Here is a 24,002-nt window from a genome sequence, read left to right on the forward strand (position 1 = left end):
AACCTTACTAATTTTGAGTGTTTGTTTGGGATACATATTCTGGAGCCTAAGAGCGATGTTGGTGACAGGCAAACTCCGCCTTTTGCATATTTCCAGTATAATGATTGTGCTGACTAATGGTGCTCCTATACCTTTTACCACTATCAGTTACAGTAATTTTGCCAGATCATCTGAGCTTGAAACTGTATGGCTTTCCTTTTTTGCCATAATTTTGTTTATACTTATATCATTTATTTTCCAATCTCAAAGTTTTTATAAAAATAAAAACCAAGAAAAAAATTATCCTTATAATTATAAAAGGAAAAAAAAATACGCAAACTTATGGTTTTGGCTATTTTTAGGAATAGGAGTTTTTAGCGTTTTAAGATTTATGCTATTTTCAGGTGGAGTCTCTTTCATGGGTTCTATCTTTTCCAGTATGGGTAATCTAGCTCAATATTACGAAACACGACTTGAAATTGGAGATGCTCTTGTCGTAGCAGGCAAAGGGCTTGGATGGGCGACCATATCAACTAACTATTTACTTCCCACTATATTATTTACTTCTGTTTACTATGCGGCCAATCGTAAACTCAGTAAAAAGCCCCAAATAATTTACTGGATTACGTTTTCAATAGCCCTTGCTTTAATCGCTGTTCTGAGTATAACTTTCGCTCATAGATTTATGTTTTTCTATGTTTTTTTGCTCATCATCATGGCTGTTTTTATTTATAAGTATAAGGGAAATCTTGAACTATATTTTCTTCACTGGAAAAAACCTTACTTGGTCATTTCTATATTTTTAGCAATAATTGGAACTGGTGGCCTCCTCTTTTCGGCAATTAGTGGAGGTGGGCTTTTGGAAGGAGTAGGTTTACTTCTAGATAGGGCCTTGATTGTGCCGGCTGGAACTAGTAGTTATTACTATTATCTTTTCCCAAGAGCCTTTCCTTATAGGGGTATTCTTGAAGCATTTCAAATGTATGGAATTGCCCAAAATGGCGATATCGGCTTTTATGATGTAGGAGAGGCCATGACGGGTCTACGTTTCGGCGCAAATGCTAGTTTCTTAGCTATAGGTTTTTCAGGGGCTGGGTTATTAGGTGTGTTACTCGTTTCTTTAGCATATTGTATAATTGCTTCCTCTGCGGATCGCTTGCTAAATAACGTTGAGCCTCGGCTAAGATTCATAAGTATACTGATTAACTTCTACGGCATTATAAGTTTAATTAGTAACCCGTTATATGGAAGCATTGTGTCTTTTGGATTTGGAATATCTAGCTTCATTCTATACTTGATCATCAAACGAGGGAAACGAAATCATTCCCAGCAGCAAGGGTATGGCTTTTAAATAGATAAGATTTTATTTTATATTTTTGCATTTTTATGTTAAAATATATACTCATTAATTGATAAAACTGCAAATTTTTAAGCTAAATTTAGGGTTCACAACAAAAGAGGAAAAATGGTCAAGCAGCAATTTTCAGAAGAATCTATTACTGAACAACCTTTGATTTCAGTAATTACAGCAGTTCTTAATGGAGAAGAATATTTAGAACAAACAATTCAATCAGTCATTAATCAGTCTTACAAAAATGTAGAATATATAATAATTAATGATGGTTCTACAGATAATACAGTTAACATTCTTAAAAAGTATGACGAGCAAATTGCTTATTGGGAGAGTCAAACAAATAGTGGACTTTACAGTTCATGGAATAAAGCACTAAAACACGCCAAGGGGGAATGGGTTTGTTTTTTGGGCGCAGATGATTATTTTTGGTCACTTGATGTGCTTGAAAAAGTTGTGCCACAACTTAATAAAGCTTGGCCAAATTCTCGAGTAGTTTATGGTAAAAGTAACTTTATAAGTTTAAAAGATAGCCAAATTATAATGACTCATGGCAAACCTTGGAATCAAGTAAAAAATAAGTTTTTGTACGAAATGTGTCTTCCTCATCCGGGTTTATTTCATCATCGTTCTCTTTTTGAAGAGTATGGAAACTTTGATAGCTCATTTAAAATTTGTGGTGATTATGACTTCTTGTTACGGGAGTTAAAACGCAAAGACGCATATCACATTGAAGATATTATAGTTACAGGAGTGCGAATGGGAGGGATGAGCAGCACGTTAGATAATATGGTTGTCACCCATCGAGAAAATATAAAGTGTAGACGTAAAAATGGATTGCTCATATCTTACACAGAAATTATGCGAGGTTTATTAGTCTATACTTACCTATCGTTGCGTTCTACCCTTGGCGAAAGCGCAACCAGTCATTTGGCAGATTTTTATAGAAAAATAACAGGGCGTCCAGCAATTTGGACAAAATAAAAGTTAAAAACTAGAAAGCATTGAAGTTTCATGAGCTATTTGCGAAATCAATAGCATTAATAGATAACGAGAAAAGGTTTAGAAAATTTTGGATCGCTTTTGCATTGTGAAAGAGTCAACAAAATAGCTGAAAAATGCGAATAACGCAAGTGGAGTGATGGAAGATAGATTCCTACGTATCGCAACTATTTTTGGATAGACTTTGAACACAACCAGAAGCTGCAATCAGTCCAAATATCGCTAATACTGCAAATGCTGGAGGTTAAAAAAAGCAATATAATATTTAGCGTTTGTAAGACAATTAAACCTCGCATTAGAATGCAAAAGTTAAAAAAATATGATTGTAGCAATCACGGGTGGAACCGGCTTTATCGGTAAGCGCTTAGTTTTAAGACATTTAGCTGCAGGAGATACAGTTCGAGTTCTGACGCGCCGTCCTTCAACAAATACAGGACTCCCAGAAACAGTTCATCTTTATCATGCCAATTTAACTAACAGTGCCGAAGACTTGATTCCGTTTGTTGATGGCGCTGATGTACTTTATCATTGTGCAGGAGAAATAAGAAACGAAGCTTGTATGCAAGCTGTTCATGTAACAGGTACAAATAACTTACTAGATGCGGCTGTTAACAAGATAGGACGTTGGGTGCAGCTCAGTAGTGTCGGTGTTTATGGGCCACAATTTTCGGGAATTATAACAGAGGAAACTCCTTTAAATCCAGTGGGGATTTACGAAACTACCAAAACAGAGTCAGAGCGGTTACTTATTCAAGCTGGAGAGCGTAGAGGTATTGATTTTTCTATTCTACGTCCTTGCAAAGTGTATGGACCTGAGATGCGAAACCGTGACTTATTTCAGCTAATTAATGTCATAAATAATGGTTTATTCTTCTTTATAGGAAAACCCGGAGCCTATGCTAATTATATCCATGTTGATAACGTAGTTGAGGGATTAGTAAGATGTGGAACAATGTCAGCAGCTCAAGGTAAAATATATAACATAGCTGATAGCCGCACTTTGGAAGACTTTGTTTCGACTATTTCTCATTCTCTAGGTAAGCCACTACCAACTCTACGACTTCCAAAACCTTTAGTAACCGTAATAGTTCTGTCGCTATCTTGGTTGCCTCGGTGGCCCCTCACATTGTCCAGGGTTGCGGGGTTAACTAGCACCTGTATCTATTCCAATCTAAGAATAGAGCAAGAACTTGAATATAGACATTTACACTTGATGGAAGATGGATTGTGTGAGATTGTAGATTTATGGAAGCAAACCTTATCAGTATAATGAACACGGCTATATTTTACTGAGACGGATTTCATACTCTAAATATATTATTAGATCGGATTGGATAATTAAGTTATAAATATGAGGTAGCTGTTAAGCCAATACAGATTAACGCAGTAAATCTTTAATAATTCACTGTTTCATTCATATAGAAGAATACTTAACTAGCTTACGAACTCAAAACTCTTTGAAATTTAAGTTGATAAACAAAAGTTTAAAAAATTATGATTGTAGCGCTCACGGGTGAAATCGGCTTTATCGGTAAGCGTTTAGGTTTATTTAAACATTTGGCAGAAAGAGATACAATGTGGGTTTTGAGGCGCCGTCCTCCAACCAACTGTTAGCGGAGCACCCAAATACCACTCGCTATATCAAGAATTGATGCGTTGACAAATCAGTGTGTGTACTCTAATGAGAAAATTGAGCGGAAACTAGGGTATAGTCATGTAGTTTCAATTGAAGATGGATTGCGTTAGTTGGTAGAGAATTGGAAACAGAAGGTTCATGAGTAAAAGAAAAAAAGTTTGCATCATAGTCTCTAGCGGTGAGAAAACCATGAAATGGTTTTTATTAGATCACATTAGAGCGCTGAGTTACAAATATGATGTAACTGTTATGGCAAACACAAGTAATTTTGACTTTATTGATCCAATGGATATTAAAGTTAATACACTTTCTAATTATATTGAACGAAAAATTTCCATAGTTAAAGATATTAAAGCACTACTGCATTTATTACAAGTTTTTTCTCAATATAAATTTGATGTAGTTCATTCTGTTACGCCTAAAGCTGGTTTGTTGGCAATGATGGCTGCTGCGTTTACGCAGGTTCCAATCAGAATACATACATTTACCGGCCAAATTTGGGTGACTCGATCGGGTCTATCCAGACAGATATTCAAAAATTTAGATAAAGTAATAGCTTTCTGTTCAAGTAATATTCTTGTAGACAGCCTATCTCAACAGCATTTTTTAATCACTGAAAATGTTGTTAAACCAAACCAATCAATGGTTTTAGGGAAAGGGTCTATAAGTGGAGTGGATACATTACGGTTTTCGCCAAATAAAAGTGTGAGAAGTGAAATTAGAAATAATTTAAAAATTGCTGAATCAACTACAGTTTTTTTGTTTTTAGGTAGACTCACTCGGGATAAAGGAATTCTAGATCTCGTTCAAGCTTTTGTTAAACTTTGTCAAATCAGAGAGGAGGTTCACTTGTTAATTGTTGGGCCTGATGAAGAAGAGATATTGCCGGCAATTAAACAGCAATATGAGACTTTTTCTCACAAAATAACTTTTGTTGACTACACGAATGTACCAGAGCATTATATGGCTGCATCAGATATTTTATGTTTGCCAAGTTACCGGGAAGGATTTGGTAGCGTGATTATAGAGGCAGCAGCCGTTGGGCTTCCCGCAATCGGCTCAAAAATTTATGGCATAACGGATGCGATTGAAGAAAACATCACTGGCTTGCTTCATGAACCAGCCGATGTAGAGTCACTTTTTGAAAAAATGCTACAGTTAACAGATGATATCTCTTTGAGAGAACAGATGGCAGATAATGCTCATAAAAGGGCGATTGAGGAATTTCCGAAAGAGAAAATAACGAATGCTCTAGTAGATTATTATGAGTCTTTAGTGTCCAATCTTTGACAAATTGCAGTTGTAGAGTTAAATCATTAATTAATGAAGCTTCTGATTACTGGAGCCGCCGGCATGACAGGTTCTTTATTTATAGAGCGTCTTGCCGCATCCCAAAATGATATTAAAATCCTTTGTTTGGTACGCCCCACCACTGATACTCGCTCTCTTCAAAACTTAAAAGCAGATATTAGCTATTTCACAGGTGACAGTTCTACAAGCCAAACCTGGGATGAATTGCTCACTGTGCATAAGCCAGAAACAATTATCCAAATTGCTTCAATAAGGCATATCCCGATTATTCTTGAGAGTTTGAAAAAAGCTGGACAGACGCCCCGATTGATCGTCATTGGCACCACCGGCATATATTCTCAATACAATCACTATTCAGCGATTTACAAAGATATTGAAACTCAACTGGCACAGTATCCAGGTTCTTCCTGTTTACTACGCCCCACAATGATATACGGTTCGCACCGCGATCAAAACCTGCACAAGCTGATCGTTTTTTGTAACCGCTATGGCTTTTTCCCAGTTTTTGGCTCAGGTAATTGTCTCCTACAACCTGTCCATGCGGATGATTTAGCTCAAGCGATTCTTGCTGCCTTGCAACGCCCAGAAATCCAAGGTGCTTACAATCTTTCTGGTGGCAGTGTCGTGGCATTCCGAGAACTTTTAGCGTTAGTTGCTAAACTGATTGGCAAGCCGGTTCGACAAATTTCCTTCCCACTTAACTTGGGTATATGGTTCGCTACAAGGTTGGAAGGAGTCTTAGGGCAACGTTCCCCTGTCAGGCGCGAACAGATCCTGCGATTACAAGAAGATAAAGCCTATCCTCACGATGCTGCTCAACAGGATCTCAACTTTTTCCCTCGAACTCTGGAAGTTGGACTGCAGCAGGAGGTAGAGTTACTGCGTAGCCAAGGAATTATTTGAGGATTCTCATGTACCTCATACTGGTATTGGCCAGTTTTCTACTTAGCCTGCTGAGCGTTGCCCTGATTAAGCAACGTTTCAACCAACAGCTGCTCGATATCCCCAATGAGCGTAGTTCTCACACCCAGCCGACACCACGCGGCGGCGGTTTGGGGTTTATTATTGCATTCGCACTCACAAGTGGGAGTGCCGCGATTTTAGCTCGCTATTTTCCCGACTCATTTCACAACCAACTGATCTACCCAAATTTAAGTTGGTTATGGTTAATTCTCACACCCCTAGCTATTGTTGGCATTATAGATGACCAACGCGGTGTGCCCGCCGGCTTGCGATACTTAGTACAACTGGCGGTATCTGCCATCGCTGTTGCGTGTTTTGGCGCTTTTTTTCTACCTTGGCTTACCGATTTCGGGATGATCGGTCAAATGGCAGCAATCGCCGGCACCTGTATCGGCATGACTGCCCTGATTAACTTTTACAACTTTATGGATGGCCTTGATGGTCTGGTTGCCGGTGTTAGCGCAGTTCAACTGAGCTTCTTAGCTATCTACCTGAATCAGCCGATACTTTGGCTTCTTGTTGCTGCACTACTGGGATTTCTGTGGTGGAATTGGTCTCCCGCTAAAATTTTCATGGGTGATGCCGGCAGCACAGTTTTAGGTGCGATTATTGCAACTTCCCTGTTAAACACCCACAGTGACCCAATTCCAGCTTGGTCAGCCATCGCCATTACCCTCCCCCTCGTCGCTGATGCTATCTACACCCTCACTCGCCGTTTGATACGCCGCGAAAATATCTTCAAGGCTCATCGCACTCATTTATATCAACGATTACAGCAGTCTGGCTGGTCTCATGCACAAGTGGCTAGTGCATACATCGCCATCACACTGCTCGTTGCCTGTAGTATTTATTATCTGGGTTCTGCTGGAGCATGGCTGAGCTTAGTTAGTGTTGCAGGAAGCATTATTTTAGGAGAAATTTACTTACGAATCCACTCATCTGTGAGCAAATAATCACCCTATTAAGTTTTGTCGAAATTTGATCAAAAATGCGCCAGCGCAACAATGAAGTGCATCGTAGATCAAGGCTTTTCAAACTATTTTTTGAGGAAGTTATTAAAAACTAAGCAGGTTGCCACTAAAAGTACAGGAGAACCGAATTAGGGTGGTAAAGCTGTTAAAATCCCCCCAACAAGGTTGAGATGGGGGGAGCCAAAGCGATGAAATTAAAGTGGTATTAGAAAGCCCCTAGGGATTATTTAGGCTATCTGTTGTAATCATTTTGCGAAAGTCGGTTCAGGCATTTCCACCGGCGCACCATCTTGAACTAAGGAAGGCTGCGGTTTCCCTTGCAAGAAGTTGCCGGCCATTGCCAACATCGCATTTATCTTGCGAGTGCGCCACTCATCAATCAGTGGCTGAACACCGGCAGCCGAAAGCCGACGCTGCATTGCTTCATACAGATAAGCAGCATGGCCGGTTTCATCGTTAGCAACGCTGAGCATTCCCTTCTTAAGATTGGCGCTATGGAGATCGTCATCCGGCAGGACGTTTGCCATCCGTGCGAAATCTTTGCTGGCATCAAGTTCCAGAATATATGTGCTGGCCATAAACACGTTCCAGTCAATATTCTCAGGCTTGAGCTGCGCTTGATCGTAACCCTCAAAATAAGCGGCAAAGAAGGGACTGCGCTTGGGTTTGTCTTGCTTGTCAGTTTCTGCCGGTTTGGGCAAATTCTTGAAGTCAATCACTTGCTTGTTGAGCTGTTTTAGGGCGTGGGCAAAAATTTGACCGTGACGCTTTTCGTCAGCCGCATGGCGAGCCAATTTTTCCGCAAGCCACGCATCGCCTTCATCGGCAGCTCGTTTTGAGAGTGTTTCTAAGAAGGGAACTGAGCCGGATTCTGCCAATTGTAGCCCTGCTAGGGTATTGGGTCGAGTCAGAGGATCTCGTAAATTGCGGGCAGAAATATAGGCGACAGCACCAGAACCCACAAGATGCAGGACATGGGTAAAGAAATTCATAAAAAACCTTTATTGCTCCAAGGATGAGCTGCAGATGTGATTCTCTTCTTAATTTAGAAAATTCTTTGAAAAAAAACATCCCATTTGCCAAGTAATTTACAGCAGATTTAAATCTCTTCCTTTAGATTGATTTTTCTAAAGTTTACCTGTACTAAAAAGTCAAAACTTCTTGTCAATCTTCCCTTGGTCAAGCTTCGTAATAGCCCTAGCTGCTAAAATTTCCCTTTTCCTGTTAATTAGCCAGCGCTTGCTCGCCACCTATTTCAATGCAGTCTAAAATTATCACAGAGCTAATTTTTTCGTGGCCAATCCAACCATTATTTCAAACTTTAAATAAAACTTTGTCTAAAAAACTAAAAAAAGACTTTAAAATCTCACAGACAAATCCATAAAACCGTTAACTGCATATTCTGTTTGATTTATCTGCGGTAAAAAAAAAGAATTTTTCCAAAAGTCTATCAAGCTTTAATAAATAGCAATAACTTTTAAACACCCAACCAAAAATCAGATAATTTAGTCAACACGCCTGAAGCTCGAAATTTCAAACCGGCGATGGAACGGATAGACTGATAAAAAACCTCTTACCCCCGCTATTGAATGTCTCGGTCTGAGAGTCCTTGCCTCAGCATTTGCATCGCCCGCCTAAAAGCCACTGCCTCGGCAGAACACTTTGCTATCTGGGTTCTCAAAGCGCCTTATCCCGGTGGATACGTCCATCACGATTGTATGTGGCCGGCAGACTTGAGCCAGACTTGGTACGCTTGGCAACAGCTATTTTCCCTGGAGAGTATACCCTTGCCAGTTGCGGCCACCCAGCCGGCTACAGTAATTCCTGCCATTCCCCTAGCATCTGCCGGCCAAACAAGCAGTTACAGCGCACGCCTGATGCAACAGCTGGGGTTAAGCCTCTGGCAGTGGCTATTTGCCGGCATCATCCAAAACAGTTTTGCCCAAAGCCGAGGCATTGCCATTGGACAGGATAAACCCCTGCGACTGCGGCTGGAAATTCGCGATCCAGAATTAATTGCTTTGCCTTGGGAAATTATGCAACCCCAAGCCGGCCAACCGGCCATTTCTCTCAATCAGCAGCTTCTGTTTAGCCGTACTGTCAGTGATGTAGACCCCCTGCCTAACCGCAACCCGGCTCAGTCCTTAAATATTCTGCTCGTTTTAGGAGAGGACGCCCTTAGCTCAGTTGGCGGACAGCAAAACCGGCTGCAACTGCAACAAGAAGCCGCCGCACTCGCTCAAATTCTAGAACAGTGCCCGCAAGCTGATATCACCGGCGAAGATACTTTTAGTGTCCCTTGCCAAGTCGATACCCTCATCCAGCCAACTCCAGCCGAATTAATCGAACGTCTGGAAAATGGCAATTACAATATTTTCTTTTATGCCGGTCATGGCGTGCCGGCTCCTGCCGGTGGCCAACTGCTATTACGTCCCGGCACCACCCTCAGCGGCACAGAATTGGCACAAGTTCTCGTTTCTAGCCGCGTCACCCTAGCCGTGTTTAACGCTTGCTGGGGCGCTCAAAGTGACCGCTACAATCATGCTCCTAGCCCTCGCAGCAGTTTAGCAGAGGTCTTGATCCATCATGGCGTCCCTGCCGTTTTGGCCATGCGAGACTCGATAGCCGACCAAGAAGCCTTGAGCTTTATTCAAGCCTTTGCCCAAGCCTTGGCGGAACGGATGCCGATTGACCGAGCGGCAGCAATCGCCAGACAGCAGCTACTCACTTTATATAAATTTAATCAGCCGGCTTGGACGCTGCCGGTGCTGTATATGCACCCAGAGTTTCACGGCGAACTGATCGAGCCGGTGGATGAAGTCTGTACAGAACTTCCCAAAAACTCTACCACCTGGATTGGGCAGTCTATGCCCGGAGCCTTCTTGCGCCCCGTGGGTACGCTAGACAAAGTTTGGCCAATTCGCGGCGGTTTAATGCGGGTAGGCCGGCTTTGGGAAAACGACTTGGTCATTCAAGAGCGTTGGGTATCTCAAAGACACGCCGAAATCTTCTGCCGCGATACCGCCTCAAATGGTTATCCGTCACCCTGCTACTTTCTGCGTGATTTTTCTCGCTATGGCACGCTCATTTTATTGCCGGCAGGTTGGCAAAAAATCCACCATCAGGAAGTCCCTCTGCAATCAGGTGTTCAGCTAAAATTTGGCAGTTCCCAAGGTCAAACGTGGGATTTTGTGATTGACTCCCCTCAATCATCTATTCAAACCTAAACAGATTGGGGTAAAGTGCCCTTTATTGCGGAACGGGAAGGACTGAGGGTGTATCCACCCGTACCGAGGCTAATCCTTTCACGCACATCGCAGCCATTTATGACAAATAAACGCATTCGGCCTGAAAATTACCAGGATTCCCAATCGCAGGCTCAGCTAGAACTGTTAGAAGCGCTTCTACTGACTGATGTGACCTATCCGTGGAATCCAGCATCCCCTGAGTCAGAAACCTACTTGGCTGCTTTAGAACAAGAGTTTGTGCTTGAAGATTGGCCGGCAGAGGAAGTAGAGACGCGTTCCCAAGGTTTGTACACTCAACTAGAGCAATTGTGGCCGGTCGCAAGTACCGGCAGCGAGTCTATGCAACCCCTCAGCGAACTTGGCAACGAGTTGCAGCAGCAGTTTGCAGCTTATCTGCCGGCAAGCTGGCTAGATAGCATCGCCAATCAAGCCCAGCATTTGCTCTCAAGTAACCTATCTGTTGCCGAAAAGCTCGTACACTGCGTGCAGCAGCTGTTACCTCACTGGGCAGAAGAAGATTTGCAGGTATTAGCTAGACCGATCGCCTACGCCATGCGTGGCAGCGAAGTTGTCGGTGTAGAATCTACCCTTACCGGCACGCCTCCTGTACCTTGGACAGAGCTATCAGAAATCGAACAAGCTCGCATCACTTTAGCAGTGGCTCGTTACGCTCTGACAAAATTACAAACTGAAAAATAAAGTAACTAAAGTGAGAAGAAAGTCAAGCGTGAAGCGTAAAAAGTTAGATCGAACTACCTTCTCACTTATATCAATTTTGGCAACTCAAGGTTCAGATACTCCCAACTCCCCAACTCAGCACTCAAGACTATCGAACTACCTTCTCACTTATATCAATTTTGCTAACTCAGGGTTCAGATACTCCCAACTCCCCAACTCAGGACTCAGGACTCAGGACTCAGGACTCAGGACTCAGCACTCACTTCCCGGAAAGGCGAGTCGCAAAATTTTGTGAACGCGTGGGAGAAAGTGCCCTCGCTTTGAGAATAGCCGCTGCCAAAAAGGCATAGGAAACCATCCCCACACACGCCAATATCAGCACGCTGATGAAGCCGGTCGCATTCCAGAGGGCATGAAGTCCAGCTGCTGTGAGGTAGCCCACCGCTAGAATTAGCCAGCGCTGGTTGGGTTTGAGGACACTTAGACCGATGAAATACCCTAGATAGCCACTGTAAGCCATGTGGCCGGCCACAGAACCTAAAATGCGGGCAATGAGTAACTGCAATCCTGCCAGTTCCCCCAAGTCTTTTCCCGCTTGCAGGGTGACATTTTGAATAATTTCAGGAACGTATTGCCCTAAAGTTTCCAAGAGGGTAAAGCCAACAGCAGAAGCCGTTCCCAACAAAATGCCATCTAGCGGTTCCCAGACTCCCAAACGCTCTCGCCAAGGAGATCGCAGCCAGTAACCGATGAGAACAGCCCCAAGCACCGGCAGCGCTTTGAGCAATTCTTCCATCAAGCCGGCTCCAAAAAACATTCGCACTAACCGTAAACCGAAGCTTAAAGACTCATGTTCTCCCGGCAAACGTCCGGGTAGAATTTCACGAAATACGACAACAAAGCCTGTCAGGATGGGGCTTAGCAGGATTGCTATCGTCAAAAAGCAACAGCCCAAAAGCCACCACCAAGGCTTGTGCTTGCCACAGAGTTGATAGACAAAGTAATACGCCACACCGCCCAGGTAAGCTGCCAGCAGCAGGTTAAACGCAGGGGAGTTACCAATCGAGGCAAATAGCAACACTACGAAGGTAACCGTAACCGTCGCCGGCACCAAGTAAGCTTTGCTCCTCAATTCCCGGCCTGTTGAGAGAATGGGAAATAATTGGCTTAAAGTTACTGCCTCTGTTTGATTATTAATGCCGGCATTCCCCACATTGGCTGCCGGCACAAGCGTAACGGCTGTGTTCTCAAAGATAAATTCTGGGCCATTGACACCCAGGGCAATTCGGTCGCCGGCTTGCAAAAACCGGCAGCCCTGCAAGCGCTGGCCATTTATATAGGTGCCATTGGCACTATTGAGATCGCAAACTTGCCAACCGCCCAAATTTGAGCCGGCTTGAATTTGGGGCTGATAGGCAATTGTGGCGTGACGCCGGGACACACCGCCATACAGTCCTGAATCCAAGACAATTTCACAGCTGGGTTCTCGCCCGATGGCCACCGGCTGTGTCTCAGATAGCGGGTAGAGGAAGGGTTGTGTGCCGGCTGCCACAGTCGTGTTCAGCTGGCGCAAAAATACACGAGATTTCGGGTAGCCGGTCATTCCTGTGAAATGCTGCGATCAACAGAACCAAAGCGTGAAGCGTGAAATACTTGCACCTCACGCTTCACGTTTAACCCTTCCAGTTTTCCCAGTTTATTGGTTGGCATTCGCGTCCCGCACTGCCGCATAAAAAAGTAACCCCACCGCCGGCACACTAATTGCCAAAATAATGCCGGTGACTGAACTCCCTAACTGGGGGTGGCCAGAAGACAGCTCAAAAATCGAACCCACTGCAGCAATCGCAGCCACACAGCACGCACCTAGAAACAAAGCACTTTTAGGAGTTCCTGTCATCATCACAAGCTAAAACCACAAGACTATCAAGAGCCTACCGCATCTAGGTTGCTAAGAAAATTCTGGCAAAAGAGAAACAAGTCAAAGCAAAGTGAAAAATGCCCTCATTGACAACAGACAAATCAAACAAATCCTCACTTTGCACTTTGTACTTATCCCTAGCCCCTTTACAACGCAACAGGTTTAACAGCCCGATGGGAAAACTTATGCTTCGTTAGTTCCTCAGTCAGCGCTAGTTGATTTTCTACTCGATCAACAAATAGCACCCCGTTGAGATGATCCATCTCGTGCTGAATTGCACGGGACAACATCTCTGTAGCGATGATCATCTGGGGACGCCCCAGCTCGTCTTTATAAGCCACTTCAATCATTTCTGGGCGTTTGACATCCATGTAAACCCCAGGAATACTCAAACAGCCCTCTTGGAACAGACAAACGTCGTCACTGTACTGCTTGATCGTTGGGTTGATCAGCACCAAAGGCGGTGTGGCTGGGTTATCCGGTTCGCAGTCCACCACAATCAGTTGTTTTTGAATCCCCACTTGGGGTGCTGCCAAACCAATGCCATCAGCGCTGTACATGGTTTGTAGCATTTCTTTCACCAGCTGGCGGATTTCCCGATCTACCTTGGCAATCCGTTTGGCATTTTGGCGCAATGCCCGATCCCCTAGATAGTGAATCTCCAGTGGGGGTGTTTTTAACTTTTTCTTCTCAACCAAAACTTCAGCACTCATGGGCTTTTTATCTGTCACTGTTCCCTTCAATCTTATCTTGACATTTTTCTAGCGCTAAGCCGGCAGTCTTCACTTTAGGATTTTCCCCCAATTTTTGGGACGGCTGCAACTTGTTCCCGAAGTTTCTCATTAATCTCACTTTGTGGTTCCCCCGGCGTGCGGGACAGTAGCGGTGGCGATTGCGCTTGAAAATTCAGGCAATTTTGTATCTGCAAGGCTGTTTGTTGCGGATGCTCAGGCCGGCACTTGTCTGTCAGCGGGCTATATTCCCACAAATTTGGGGAATTGTACCTTAACGAAGCTGTAGACGCTTTAAATGCTTCGATCCTTCTGCAAAAAGTTAGTGTCTCTACAATTTGGCTATAATTGCCGGCAACGTCTGCAAAGTTTCTGGTCGTAAAAGACCACCCAATCAACCCGCAAGTTATTCTGAATAAATTGCACATATTGAGCTATAAAGCGATGCGACAACTCCACGCCAGAAAAAGCAGAGGCCGGCATATACAGCGATTGTTGCTTTAACGGCTCATGGGACGCCAAGTGACTGCGAGATGGATTTACTCTCAATCAGCGAGGTTGCCGCCCAACTAGGATGTCAGATGCATTAACACACGCTTATTATAACTTTTGAAATCTTATCAGCTTTAATAACTGAGTTGGAGAAGTTGGAGCTTTTATTTAATTTTATTTAAGCTAAATTAAAAACGAGAGTTAACTTCTATTTAGAAAATAATAAGAGAAACTATAACAGCTTTAATCAACCATTTGTTTGATATGCCTAAAATTTTAGTAGTTGATGATGATTTAACCGTTCAGTTAGTCTTGCGGCACTTACTTGAAGGTGAAAATTGTGAAGTTAGGGTCGTTGGTGATGGAGAAGAAGCCTTACTCGAAGTCCAAAGATGGCATCCTGATTTAATGATTTGCGATTGGATGATGCCACGTCTCGATGGGTTGGAAGTATGCCGGCGCGTGAAAACTAATCCAGAACTGGCAACAACCTTTGTAATTCTGCTAACCGCACGGGAACAGGTGTCTGATCGCGTCAGAGGGCTAGATGCTGGGGCGGATGAATTTCTCACTAAACCCATTGAAGTTGAGGAGTTACTGGCGCGGGTGAGAGCCGGTTTGCGTTCGCGGCAATTAACGCAACAATTAAGTCAAGCAAACGAACATTTGGCAGCACTGGTGGAAGTACAGCGCCGGTTGCTAGCTTTTAACAGTGATGACAACTGCTACGATCAAATTGTAGAACTGCTGGGAAAAACTGCCGGTGCCAGCCGTGTTTATGTCATCGAAAACTGCTGGGATACGACAGATAATTTGTTAGCTGGGCAAACTCATCGAGCGTCGATTGTGTGTGCCCAATGGTTGGCTAATGAAGAAAAAAGTCAATCAAAAAAAAGCAAAACAAAAGATTCTAATCGTTTATCTTCTACTTTATGTTTGTTTCCTCCTCGGTGGGTAGAAATGCTAGCAAAAGGCGAGATTGTTGCTGGGCCGGCATCTGAGTTTCCCGCTGAAGAACGTCTAATTTTAGAGCCACTGGGTATTGTCAAAATTTTGCTTTTGCCTCTCACAGTTAATAAAGAGTATTTCGGTTGTCTCGGCTTTGAACATTGGGATTGTTCAGAAGTTTGGTCTGCCTCAGAAATTGAGTTTTTACGGGCAGCAGCAGCGGCTGTTTCGTTGCACAAAGAGCGCTCAAAGGCTGTGTCAGCCCTCCGGGAAAGTGAGGCTCGCTATCGGGCTATTGTTGAGGATCAAACTGAACTTATTTGTCGTTTTGCGCTGGATGGCACGGTGACTTTTGTTAATGACGCTTACTGTCGCTATTTTGGCGTCACTCAAGAGGATCTGAGAAATAAATATATTCTTACGCTGATTCCTGATATTGAGCGTGATCCTTTTAAATATCCTCTCATTTCTCGCGAACAAAAAGTCGTTTTACCTTCTGGGGAAGTTCGCACTCAACATTGGACAGGTCGCGCCATTTTTGACTTTTTGGGTCGCTTTATTGAGTATCAAGCTGTGGGTATAGACATTACGGAACGCAAGCGAGCTGAGGAAGAAACGCTGAAAGCACTTGCTAAAGAAAAAGAACTTGGCGAACTTAAAAATCGCTTGATATCGATGGTTTCCCATGAGTTTCGTACTCCCTTGACTACTGTACTTTCTTCTGCGGATTTACTGGAATATTACCTGGAACAAGAGCCATTTGAGACTTCTGACAAAAAACTCCTCGAATACATTCAGCGAATTCAAATTGCTGCCATTAATATGACAGAATTGTTAGAGGATGTTTTGTTTATTGGTCGGACAGATGCCGACAAACTTCCTTTTAATCCCATGCCGCTGAACTTAACACAGTTTTGTAGTCAGTTAGTGGCGGAAATCCAGCTTTGCGTAACAAGCGAACACAAGATTCATTTTGTAGAAACTCACCCAAATATTCTCGCCATATCTGAGGTGCCGGCTTGTCTGGACGAAAAGTTACTGCGGCAAATTCTTAGCAATTTGCTCTCGAACGCGCTTAAATATTCTCCTAACGGGGGAGAGGTTCGGTTGGAACTGATTTATCAGGAGTGCGAGGCAATTTTTCAGATTAAGGATCAGGGTATTGGCATCCCAGATGAGGATATCACTCATCTATTTGAGTCTTTTCATCGAGCTACAAATGTTGGCAATATTGCTGGGACTGGTTTAGGATTGGCAATTGTCAAACGGTGTGTAGATTTACACGGGGGTGAAATTTCTGTGGCGAGTAAGGTTGGGATGGGAACGACATTTACTGTGACATTGCCGTTGATGCCCAAGGATTAGTTTTACATTTTTCATAGATCTACTGCAATTAGAATTTAATAAAAAAATATTTATCAAATGTCAGCGTTAGTTTCTTCCTTCATCCACCGGCGAGTGCCAAAAAACTGGCAAGAATGGGATGCAACTTTCGCAGATAATGTTAGGGCGTCGGTAAAATTTTCTTGGAGAATGTAGTGGCAAAACGCGCCGTGAAAAATGTCACCGGCACCGAGGGTATCTACAGGATTAACTGCCGGCACCGGCACCTCACCGATCTTTTCAATACTGAAATATTGAATTGATTTTTCTCCGTGAGTAATCGCGATGTTGGGAATTTCTAGCCCCTGAAGATAGGCAAAAACTTCTTCAGGCCGGCAGCAATTGGGAGGATGAAAGTTGGCTGAACAAATGACATAGCTTGCCAAAGGTAATATTTCTTCAAAACCAGCTTTCCAGCTTCCCCCATCAATCACAATTGGGATATTTTTTGAGTAAGCTTCCTGAGCAATGACTTTGCTGATGGCCATTTGATGGCCATCGATTAAAATAATATTAACGTTGTCCAAATCCATTGCCGGCAGTTGTTCAGCAGCAATTTGTACTTGAGTTGCGTTGATAGAAACAACAGCCCGATCTCCGGTGCTTTGAGTCACCATAATTGAAGAAATTGCTGGAGGGGCAATCCGGTAAGGATCAGAATCTACGATTGTCACACCATGAATTTCTAAATCAGCCCGAATTAGTTGGGCGATGGGATGAACACCCAAAACCCCCAGGAATGTTGCCTGATTGCCCAAGTAGCTGAAGGTGATGCCGGCATTAGTAGCAGGGCCGCCAGCAGCAACCATGTAATCGGAGGCCACAATTTTTTGATTGTTGTGAGGGGGACTTGCCACTAAATATACTAAGTCCAGAGTTGATAATCCTACGAACAGTCCTTGCCTAGCCAATTGTGCGGTCACGATTCAGTTTGAACCTCTTCTACCACTTCGATTCCGGCTGCTAACATTGATATTGATATCAACGATTAAACCTGCAAGCTTTTTAAACTATCGTGGATCGGCTAATTGATAGCAAACCCGCTTTGAAAAACAGAAGATATAATAAGCTATCAATTATATTATCAAGTTGGGCGTAGAAAAAACTAAATTTTTTCCAAAAACTGGATTTGTACAATCTTTGTTTTTAAGAAGTCAGCCTTAAAAAAAGTATTCTCAAAGCTTGAAATCCTGTCAAGCCCCGGCTAAAACTAGAAATTTGTCTCAACCCCAAGTCTGGGTTGCCTTCGATGTTGGAACTCCTAAAATACCCTTTTTTCTCAAACCAGTTGATGCCGTTCGGTTCTTACTTAGCCTCAGCCTTTATGCCTCACGGGCACGGCTATCTCTGGAAACCAGAGTTAGTAGGGGTGCACTTCCTGTCAGATTTTCTGATTGCACTGGCCTATTATATAATCGCCCTCAGCCTGGGCTACTTTGTCCGCCAGCGGCATGATGTGCCTTTTTCCGCGATGTTCTGGCTATTTGGGGCGTTCATTGCTGCTTGTGGCACCACCCATTTGATGGAAGTCTGGACGCTGTGGCATCCAACTTACTGGCTGTCGGGGGGCATTAAAGCGGTTACAGCGACAGTTTCCCTGTACACGGCTGTGGCGCTGTTTCCCCTGATCCCTCAAGCACTGGCACTGGCAAGTCCTGCCCAATTAAGAGCAGCTAATGAAAAGTTGGCCCAAGAAATCCAAGCTCATCAGTACACAGAGGAGGCGTTACGAGAAAGTGAAGCCCGTTTCCGCTCAATTTTTGAGTCCGCCGCGATTGGGATCGCCCTTGGAGACTTGAAAGGGCGGATTTTAGCGACAAACTCGGCATTCCAGCAGATGCTAGGTTACAGCGAGAACGAACTGTGCGGAATGAGTTACGCAGCATTGACGGCCCCAGAGGATCTCGATGCCGAGCACGTATTTGACCGGCAACTCATGGCAGGGGAACGCGACAGCTACCAGCTAGAGAAGCGCTATATCTGCAGCGACCGGCAGCTAATGTGGGCCAATCTTACGGTTTCGCCGATCCGGGATGCTGAAGGAAGGCCACAATACACCATTGCAATGGTAGAGGACATCAGACAGCGCAAGCAGGCAGAGGAAGAGATTCGCAATTTAAACGCAGAGTTGGAAGCACGGGTAACCCAGCGAACTGCACAGTTAAGGGTTGCTAACGAACAATTAGAAACAAGGGCGCGGCAGCAGCGAGTGGTGGCCCAAGTGGGTCAGCGAGCACTGGCCGGCGCTGAGCTTTCCTGTCTAATGGATGAAGCAGTGGCGCTTGTTGCCCAAACGCTGCAAGTTGAGTATTGCAAGGTGTTGGAACTCCTGCCAGGGGTGGGAGCATTGCTTTTGAGAGCCGGCATCGGGTGGAAAAAGGGGCTAGTCGGTTACGCTACCGTTGGTGCGGATCTCAATTCTCAAAGCGGTTACACTCTGCACGTGGGTGAGCCGGTGATCGTTGAAGACTTGCGTGAGGAAACCCGCTTTACAGGGCCAGCATTGCTGCACGAGCATGGCGTAATTGCCGGCTTAAGCGTAACGATTGCCGGTAGAGATCAACCTTTTGGGGTTCTGGGCGCACACACGCGCTCTCACCGGCAGTTTACCCAAGATGACATTTATTTTCTCCAAGCGGTCGCCAACGTCCTCTCTACGGCCATTGAGCGCCAGCAAACCGAGGAGGCGCTCCGCTCAAGTGAGGAGAAGTTCCGCCAAATCGCAGAAAATATTGCTGAGGTCTTTTGGATCGCCGCAGTCGGAAAGGCTCAGATCATTTACATCAGTCCTGCTTACGAAAAAATCTGGGGACGTTCCTGTGCTGAGTTATACCAGAAACCGCAGACCTTTCTTGACACCATCCATCCAGAAGATTTGCAATCTTTCATCGCTGCTAGCCAAAAACACCGCGAAGGCAAGTATTTTCATCACGAGTATCGAATTATCCGACCCGATGGTTCAGTGCGCTGGATCTGGACGAGAGGCTTTCCCGTCAGAAATGAGGCGGGAGAAGTTTACCGCACTGCTGGAATTTTGGAGGATGTCACTGAGCGCAAACAAATGGAACAAGCGCTTTTTCAAGAAAAGGAACTCGCTCAAGTTACATTGCAATCGATTGGGGATGCAGTGATCACGACTGATGCGCTTGGCAAAATTGTTTATCTCAACCCAATTGCGGAAAAGCTCACCGGCTGGAAAGTTGAAGATGCCAAAGGATTGCCTCTAATTGAGAGATTCCGCATTGTCGATGAAACGACACGAGAGCCGGCGGACAACCCTGTAGAAACTGTTTTCAAAGAGCGGCGTATTGTCGGTCTTGCTAACCATACCCTGCTGATCTCTCGTAATGGAAAAGAATACGCGATTGAGGACTCTGCCGCTCCTATCCAAACGGGAGATGGGCAAATTTTAGGCGCGGTTTTAGTGTTTCGAGATGTCACGGAACGGCGTAACTTAGCCCATCAATTATCTTGGCAAGCCAGCCATGATCCGCTGACTGGACTGGCGAATCGCCGGGAATTTGAGCAATATCTAGAGCAATGCGTGGTTACGGCTACGACGAAAAACCAACAGCACACGCTATGTTTTTTGGATCTGGATCGCTTCAAAATTGTTAACGATACTTGTGGTCATGTGGCGGGAGATGAACTTTTGCGCCAAGTTAGCACACTGTTGCAATCTCGCTGTCGCAAAACCGATATTCTCGCACGTTTAGGTGGCGATGAATTTGCTTTGCTTTTAATGCAATGCCCCTTAGAAAAAGGTCGAAAAGTTACCCAATCGCTGCTCGAAAGCTTTCAAGAATTCCGCTTTATCTGGCAAGAAAAAACGTTTAACATCGGTGCAAGTATTGGTTTGGTAACAATTGATGCCGAGCTGATCAGTTTGACGGGTAGCATCTCCACAGATAGCTTGTTAAGTGCGGCTGATGCAGCTTGCTATGCGGCTAAAAATCGAGGACGAAATCGCGTACATATTTACCAGCCAAATGATAGGGATGTGGCTCAGCAGCGCAGCGAGGCGCAGTGGGTGACGCGGATTAATAAAGCTTGTGAGGAGCATCAGTTCTGTTTGTACTTTCAACCAATTGCCTCTCTGACGAATGGTTGTGAAGTTGGAGAGCATTACGAAGTGCTGCTGCGTTTGGTGGAAGAAAGCGGGGAATTAATTCCACCGATGGCTTTTCTACCGGCTGCTGAACGATATAACTTAATGCCAATGATTGATCGCTGGGTGATTGGCAAGTTTTTTGCTTATTTGTCTTATGTCATTGGTCAAACGTCATTAGTGTCTGACTCTGGACAGTGGAGAAAAGATCAACCCCATAATCTTTATGCGATCAATTTGTCTGGTGCAAGTGTTAATGATGACGAATTTATTGATTTCTTGCAACAGCAGTTTTCAATTCATCAAGTTCCCCCCCAGGCGATTTGCTTTGAGATTACTGAAACCGTGGCTATCTCCAATTTAACTAAGGCTGCACAACTGATTCGCAAACTGAAGGCTTTAGGTTGCCGCTTCGCTTTGGATGATTTTGGAACCGGAATGTCTTCTTTTGCTTATCTCAAAAATTTGCCGGTGGATTACTTAAAAATTGATGGTAATTTTGTTAAAGATATCGCAGATGATCCGATTGATTTTGTCATGGTGGAAGCGATTAACCGAATCGGTCATGTGATGGGATTGAAAACAATAGCAGAGTTTGTGTCTGATGAGATTATTTTGGAGAAAATTAAAGCTCTGGGCGTAGATTATGCTCAAGGTTATGAAATTGCTATGCCGCAGCGACTGATCACAGTTGAACATAAATCGTTTAGAATTGAAAACACTCGTGACCGTTAACTTTCGGTTTTAAGACTTCATTTTTGACGATTTTAATGGAAACTGAACCAAAGCCCAGCACACTTTATGTTGTTGGTACGCCAATTGGCAATCTGGAAGATATGACGTTTCGGGCGGTGCGGATTTTGCAGGCGGTAGATGTGATCGCTGCTGAGGATACACGCCACACCGGCAAGCTGTTACAGCATTTTCAAATTAAAACTTCACAGATTAGCTACCACGAACATAATCGGCAGCAACGCATTCCCCAGCTGGTTGAAATGATGCTTCAGGGACAGACAATTGCTTTGGTGACGGATGCGGGAATGCCGGCAATTTCTGATCCGGGATATGAGTTGGTTAAGGCGTGTATTGAGGCGGGAATTCCAGTGGTGCCGGTTCCGGGACCCACTGCTGTAATTGCGGCGCTTTGTGCTTGTGGTTTGCCGGCAGATCGGTTTGTATTTGAAGGTTTTTTGCCGGCAAAAGGTAAAGATCGGCAATCTCGTCTGCAAGCTATACAAACTGAATTTCGCACGATGATTTTATATGAAGCGCCGCACCGGCTGCTGCAAACTCTACAAGATTTGAAGACTTTTTTAGGAACTAGCCGGCAGATTGTTGTTGCGAGAGAGTTGACGAAGTTGCATGAAGAGTTTTGGCGGGGAACACTTGAAGAAGCGACTGCCCATTATGATGGCAATTTTCAAGTGAAAGGTGAGATAAGTTTGGTGGTTGCCGGCTGCGAGATGGAGGTGCCGGCAATTTCTGAGGAAACGCTCAAAGCGGAATTACAAGCGCTGTTAAATCAGGGAATTTCCCGTTCTGAAGCCAGCCGGTTATTGGCGCAGCAAACGTCTCTTCCTCGACGGCAAATTTATCAGTTGGCTTTGACGATTTTGGATGAGAGTGATTAGAGGGAGGATCAGGAATTTTTTTAACCACAGATTCCGCAGGTGAAACCCGAATGTGCTTTGCTTGTCATAGGAGTTCCACCTGCATCCACAGATACAGATGTTGGCGATAGTCTTTCGTCAGGGATAGGCATATAAGCGCAGATGAATGTTAGTAAACTATTAAATTCGAGAACCTTTTTAAATTGAATCAACAATGAGCAGAAAAAGAAAAATAAGGTGAGCCGGTTGTGGGTGATTGGGCAGTTTAAGGAAAATAAAAGGCAAAAGCTCAGAAGCAAAATTCTTGAAAGTTTAAGCTTATATAATAAACTCACCGTTGTTTAAAAAAAATATGAAATTTCATTGGTTACTCACCGGCATATTCATCGCCCTCACCGGCTCTACTGAACTAGCAGCAGAAAATTCCCCCGCATCGAGCACCACCGCACTGCCGGCACCACCGCCTCCAGGCAGCATCATTACACCCCAGTCACTGGCGGCACCGAGTCCCGGCAACCTCGTCGCCTCTCAAAACCTACAAATCTCAGCCAGTGGTATTGGATCTGCTAAGTTGGGAATGACAATAGGAGAACTTAAACAGCAGTTAGGCACAAATACTGAATTTATAGTAGGGTGGTATTCCTCGGAGGAATATGACGCAGTAGCGGTCATCCAAGGCGGAATCGTGCAGTATTACATTCCCTACTCAACCAGAAAGCCGCTTCAAGATTCCGATATTATCGTCATGTTAAGCACCGAAAATTCCCAATATCGAACCGATAAAAACGTTGGCCCCGGTACATCGATCAAAAAAGCTGAGGAAGTTTACGGAGACGCCACCTTACATCACACGCTTCGGGTCGAAGGCATAGAATATGTCAGATTTGCCAACGCACCGGCGTATCTCAATTTTCGCCTGGGTTCGGTTGTAGGTAAAGGTGAGAACCGCTTAGCAGGAGTTTATCCGAGGCTCGACCCACGTAACGTGCGTAACTTAACCGCCTACCGCCAAACAAAGGAATATCGCGAAAACGCCACCATTCGCGCAGTATCTGTGGCTTGTCCACGCGGAGACTGCTCAAAATTGTAGAAATTGCCGGTACCCATCGCAAAAAAACAACCTCATATGATAGTAATTGTTAAGTGAAAGGTGAGTTGAGTTTGGTGGTTGCCGGCTGCGAGATGGAGGGATCGGCAATTTCTGAGGAAACGCTCAAGGCGGAATTACAAGCAATGTTAAATCAGGGAATTTCTCGTTCTGAAGCCAGCCGGTTATTGGCGCAGCAAACGTCTCTTCCTCGACGGCAAATTTATCAGTTGGCTTTGACAATTTTGGATGATTAAACGGTTTATTTTTTAACCGCAGATTCCGCAGGTGAAACTGGAATGCGCTTTGCTTGTAATTCAAGTTCCACCTGCGTCCACAGATAAACGCAGATGTTGGCGATAGTTTGTTGTTGGGGGTAGGGAGATAAGCAAGGATGGGGGATTTTTTTAACCACAGATGCACACAGATAAACACAGATGTTGGCGATAGTCTGTCGTCAGGGGTAGAGAGATAGGCGCAGATAAATGTTAGTAAAATATTAAGTTTGAGGAGCTTCTGAAATTTAATTAACAACTATCAGAAAAAAACAAGGTGAGTCGGTTGTGGGTTCCTGGGCACCTTGATG

The 24,002-nt window shown here is 44.3% G+C and carries 19 protein-coding genes; 13 read left to right on the top strand and 6 right to left on the bottom strand.

The window, feature by feature from the left end; translation table 11 throughout:
* Positions 1–61: 61 nt before the first annotated feature.
* From H6F73_RS24125 to H6F73_RS24150, 6 genes are all read left to right on the top strand, one after another.
* Positions 62–1,330, top strand: coding sequence for a hypothetical protein (locus H6F73_RS24125; RefSeq protein WP_190761315.1), 1,269 nt, complete (start codon positions 62–64; stop codon positions 1,328–1,330).
* A gap of 114 nt (positions 1,331–1,444) precedes the next feature.
* On the top strand, positions 1,445–2,314 hold the full coding sequence (locus H6F73_RS24130) for a glycosyltransferase family 2 protein (RefSeq protein WP_190761316.1): 870 nt from the start codon (positions 1,445–1,447) through the stop codon (positions 2,312–2,314).
* A gap of 337 nt (positions 2,315–2,651) precedes the next feature.
* On the top strand, positions 2,652–3,602 hold the full coding sequence (locus H6F73_RS24135; RefSeq protein WP_190761317.1) for an NAD(P)-dependent oxidoreductase: 951 nt from the start codon (positions 2,652–2,654) through the stop codon (positions 3,600–3,602).
* Positions 3,603–4,106: 504 nt separating this feature from the next.
* Positions 4,107–5,258, top strand: a complete 1,152-nt coding sequence (locus H6F73_RS24140; protein ID WP_190761318.1) for a glycosyltransferase — start codon at positions 4,107–4,109, stop codon at positions 5,256–5,258.
* A gap of 33 nt (positions 5,259–5,291) precedes the next feature.
* Positions 5,292–6,182, top strand: coding sequence for an NAD(P)-dependent oxidoreductase (locus H6F73_RS24145; protein ID WP_190761319.1), 891 nt, complete (start codon positions 5,292–5,294; stop codon positions 6,180–6,182).
* Positions 6,183–6,190: 8 nt separating this feature from the next.
* Positions 6,191–7,195 carry a glycosyltransferase family 4 protein gene (locus tag H6F73_RS24150; protein ID WP_190761320.1) on the top strand — a complete coding sequence of 335 codons (1,005 nt, stop codon included), beginning with the start codon at positions 6,191–6,193 and terminating at the stop codon, positions 7,193–7,195.
* Positions 7,196–7,458: 263 nt separating this feature from the next.
* Here the strand turns inward: H6F73_RS24150 and H6F73_RS24155 are convergent, their stop codons facing one another.
* A complete protein-coding gene (locus H6F73_RS24155; protein ID WP_190761321.1) occupies positions 7,459–8,205 on the bottom strand; it encodes a ferritin-like domain-containing protein in 747 nt (248 codons plus the stop codon).
* A gap of 597 nt (positions 8,206–8,802) precedes the next feature.
* Here H6F73_RS24155 and H6F73_RS24160 point away from each other — a divergent pair.
* On the top strand, positions 8,803–10,440 hold the full coding sequence (locus H6F73_RS24160; protein WP_190761322.1) for a CHAT domain-containing protein: 1,638 nt from the start codon (positions 8,803–8,805) through the stop codon (positions 10,438–10,440).
* A 99-nt stretch (positions 10,441–10,539) separates the two neighbouring features.
* A complete protein-coding gene (locus H6F73_RS24165; RefSeq protein ID WP_190761323.1) occupies positions 10,540–11,160 on the top strand; it encodes a hypothetical protein in 621 nt (206 codons plus the stop codon).
* Between the two features lie 238 nt (positions 11,161–11,398).
* Here the strand turns inward: H6F73_RS24165 and H6F73_RS24170 are convergent, their stop codons facing one another.
* The 4 genes from H6F73_RS24170 to H6F73_RS24185 all read right to left on the bottom strand — a co-directional run bounded on the left by H6F73_RS24170 (position 11,399) and on the right by H6F73_RS24185 (position 14,186).
* Entirely contained in the window at positions 11,399–12,742 is a 1,344-nt protein-coding gene (locus H6F73_RS24170) for a PrsW family glutamic-type intramembrane protease (RefSeq protein ID WP_190761324.1), read from the bottom strand.
* A gap of 93 nt (positions 12,743–12,835) precedes the next feature.
* Complete coding sequence (locus H6F73_RS24175; protein WP_190672634.1) at positions 12,836–13,039, bottom strand: hypothetical protein; 204 nt, start codon at positions 13,037–13,039, stop codon at positions 12,836–12,838.
* Positions 13,040–13,203: 164 nt separating this feature from the next.
* On the bottom strand, positions 13,204–13,770 hold the full coding sequence (gene def / locus H6F73_RS24180; RefSeq protein ID WP_190761597.1) for a peptide deformylase: 567 nt from the start codon (positions 13,768–13,770) through the stop codon (positions 13,204–13,206).
* 74 nt (positions 13,771–13,844) lie between these two features.
* A complete protein-coding gene (locus tag H6F73_RS24185; protein ID WP_190761325.1) occupies positions 13,845–14,186 on the bottom strand; it encodes a hypothetical protein in 342 nt (113 codons plus the stop codon).
* 358 nt (positions 14,187–14,544) lie between these two features.
* Between H6F73_RS24185 and H6F73_RS24190 the strand changes: the two genes are divergently transcribed.
* Positions 14,545–16,593, top strand: coding sequence for an ATP-binding protein (locus tag H6F73_RS24190; RefSeq protein WP_190761326.1), 2,049 nt, complete (start codon positions 14,545–14,547; stop codon positions 16,591–16,593).
* Between the two features lie 53 nt (positions 16,594–16,646).
* Here the strand turns inward: H6F73_RS24190 and H6F73_RS24195 are convergent, their stop codons facing one another.
* Positions 16,647–17,522 carry a sugar kinase gene (locus H6F73_RS24195; protein WP_190761598.1) on the bottom strand — a complete coding sequence of 292 codons (876 nt, stop codon included), beginning with the start codon at positions 17,520–17,522 and terminating at the stop codon, positions 16,647–16,649.
* 413 nt (positions 17,523–17,935) lie between these two features.
* Here H6F73_RS24195 and H6F73_RS24200 point away from each other — a divergent pair, with 413 nt between their 5' ends.
* The 4 genes from H6F73_RS24200 to H6F73_RS24215 all read left to right on the top strand — a co-directional run bounded on the left by H6F73_RS24200 (position 17,936) and on the right by H6F73_RS24215 (position 23,673).
* Positions 17,936–21,454, top strand: a complete 3,519-nt coding sequence (locus H6F73_RS24200) for a PAS domain S-box protein (protein ID WP_190761327.1) — start codon at positions 17,936–17,938, stop codon at positions 21,452–21,454.
* 35 nt (positions 21,455–21,489) lie between these two features.
* Positions 21,490–22,350: a 16S rRNA (cytidine(1402)-2'-O)-methyltransferase gene (gene rsmI, locus H6F73_RS24205; RefSeq protein ID WP_190761328.1), complete on the top strand. Its 861-nt coding sequence runs from the start codon at positions 21,490–21,492 to the stop codon at positions 22,348–22,350.
* A gap of 331 nt (positions 22,351–22,681) precedes the next feature.
* Positions 22,682–23,419 carry a hypothetical protein gene (locus H6F73_RS24210; RefSeq protein WP_190761329.1) on the top strand — a complete coding sequence of 246 codons (738 nt, stop codon included), beginning with the start codon at positions 22,682–22,684 and terminating at the stop codon, positions 23,417–23,419.
* Positions 23,420–23,472: 53 nt separating this feature from the next.
* Complete coding sequence (locus H6F73_RS24215) at positions 23,473–23,673, top strand: hypothetical protein (RefSeq protein ID WP_190761330.1); 201 nt, start codon at positions 23,473–23,475, stop codon at positions 23,671–23,673.
* The last annotated feature ends 329 nt before the right edge of the window (positions 23,674–24,002 follow it).

Source organism: Microcoleus sp. FACHB-68, from assembly GCF_014695715.1.
GTDB lineage: Bacteria > Cyanobacteriota > Cyanobacteriia > Cyanobacteriales > Oscillatoriaceae > FACHB-68.

Coding starts and splice junctions, on each gene's coding strand:
- rsmI (WP_190761328.1), top strand. CDS start 21,490: ATGGAAACTGAACCAAAGCCCAGCACACTTTATGTTGTTGGTACGCCA.
- H6F73_RS24150 (WP_190761320.1), top strand. CDS start 6,191: ATGTACCTCATACTGGTATTGGCCAGTTTTCTACTTAGCCTGCTGAGC.
- H6F73_RS24170 (WP_190761324.1), bottom strand. CDS start 12,742: ATGACCGGCTACCCGAAATCTCGTGTATTTTTGCGCCAGCTGAACACG.
- H6F73_RS24130 (WP_190761316.1), top strand. CDS start 1,445: ATGGTCAAGCAGCAATTTTCAGAAGAATCTATTACTGAACAACCTTTG.
- H6F73_RS24210 (WP_190761329.1), top strand. CDS start 22,682: ATGAAATTTCATTGGTTACTCACCGGCATATTCATCGCCCTCACCGGC.
- H6F73_RS24160 (WP_190761322.1), top strand. CDS start 8,803: ATGTCTCGGTCTGAGAGTCCTTGCCTCAGCATTTGCATCGCCCGCCTA.
- H6F73_RS24200 (WP_190761327.1), top strand. CDS start 17,936: ATGCCTCACGGGCACGGCTATCTCTGGAAACCAGAGTTAGTAGGGGTG.
- H6F73_RS24175 (WP_190672634.1), bottom strand. CDS start 13,039: ATGATGACAGGAACTCCTAAAAGTGCTTTGTTTCTAGGTGCGTGCTGT.
- H6F73_RS24145 (WP_190761319.1), top strand. CDS start 5,292: ATGAAGCTTCTGATTACTGGAGCCGCCGGCATGACAGGTTCTTTATTT.
- H6F73_RS24140 (WP_190761318.1), top strand. CDS start 4,107: ATGAGTAAAAGAAAAAAAGTTTGCATCATAGTCTCTAGCGGTGAGAAA.
- H6F73_RS24135 (WP_190761317.1), top strand. CDS start 2,652: ATGATTGTAGCAATCACGGGTGGAACCGGCTTTATCGGTAAGCGCTTA.
- H6F73_RS24165 (WP_190761323.1), top strand. CDS start 10,540: ATGACAAATAAACGCATTCGGCCTGAAAATTACCAGGATTCCCAATCG.
- H6F73_RS24190 (WP_190761326.1), top strand. CDS start 14,545: ATGCCTAAAATTTTAGTAGTTGATGATGATTTAACCGTTCAGTTAGTC.
- def (WP_190761597.1), bottom strand. CDS start 13,770: ATGAGTGCTGAAGTTTTGGTTGAGAAGAAAAAGTTAAAAACACCCCCA.
- H6F73_RS24155 (WP_190761321.1), bottom strand. CDS start 8,205: ATGAATTTCTTTACCCATGTCCTGCATCTTGTGGGTTCTGGTGCTGTC.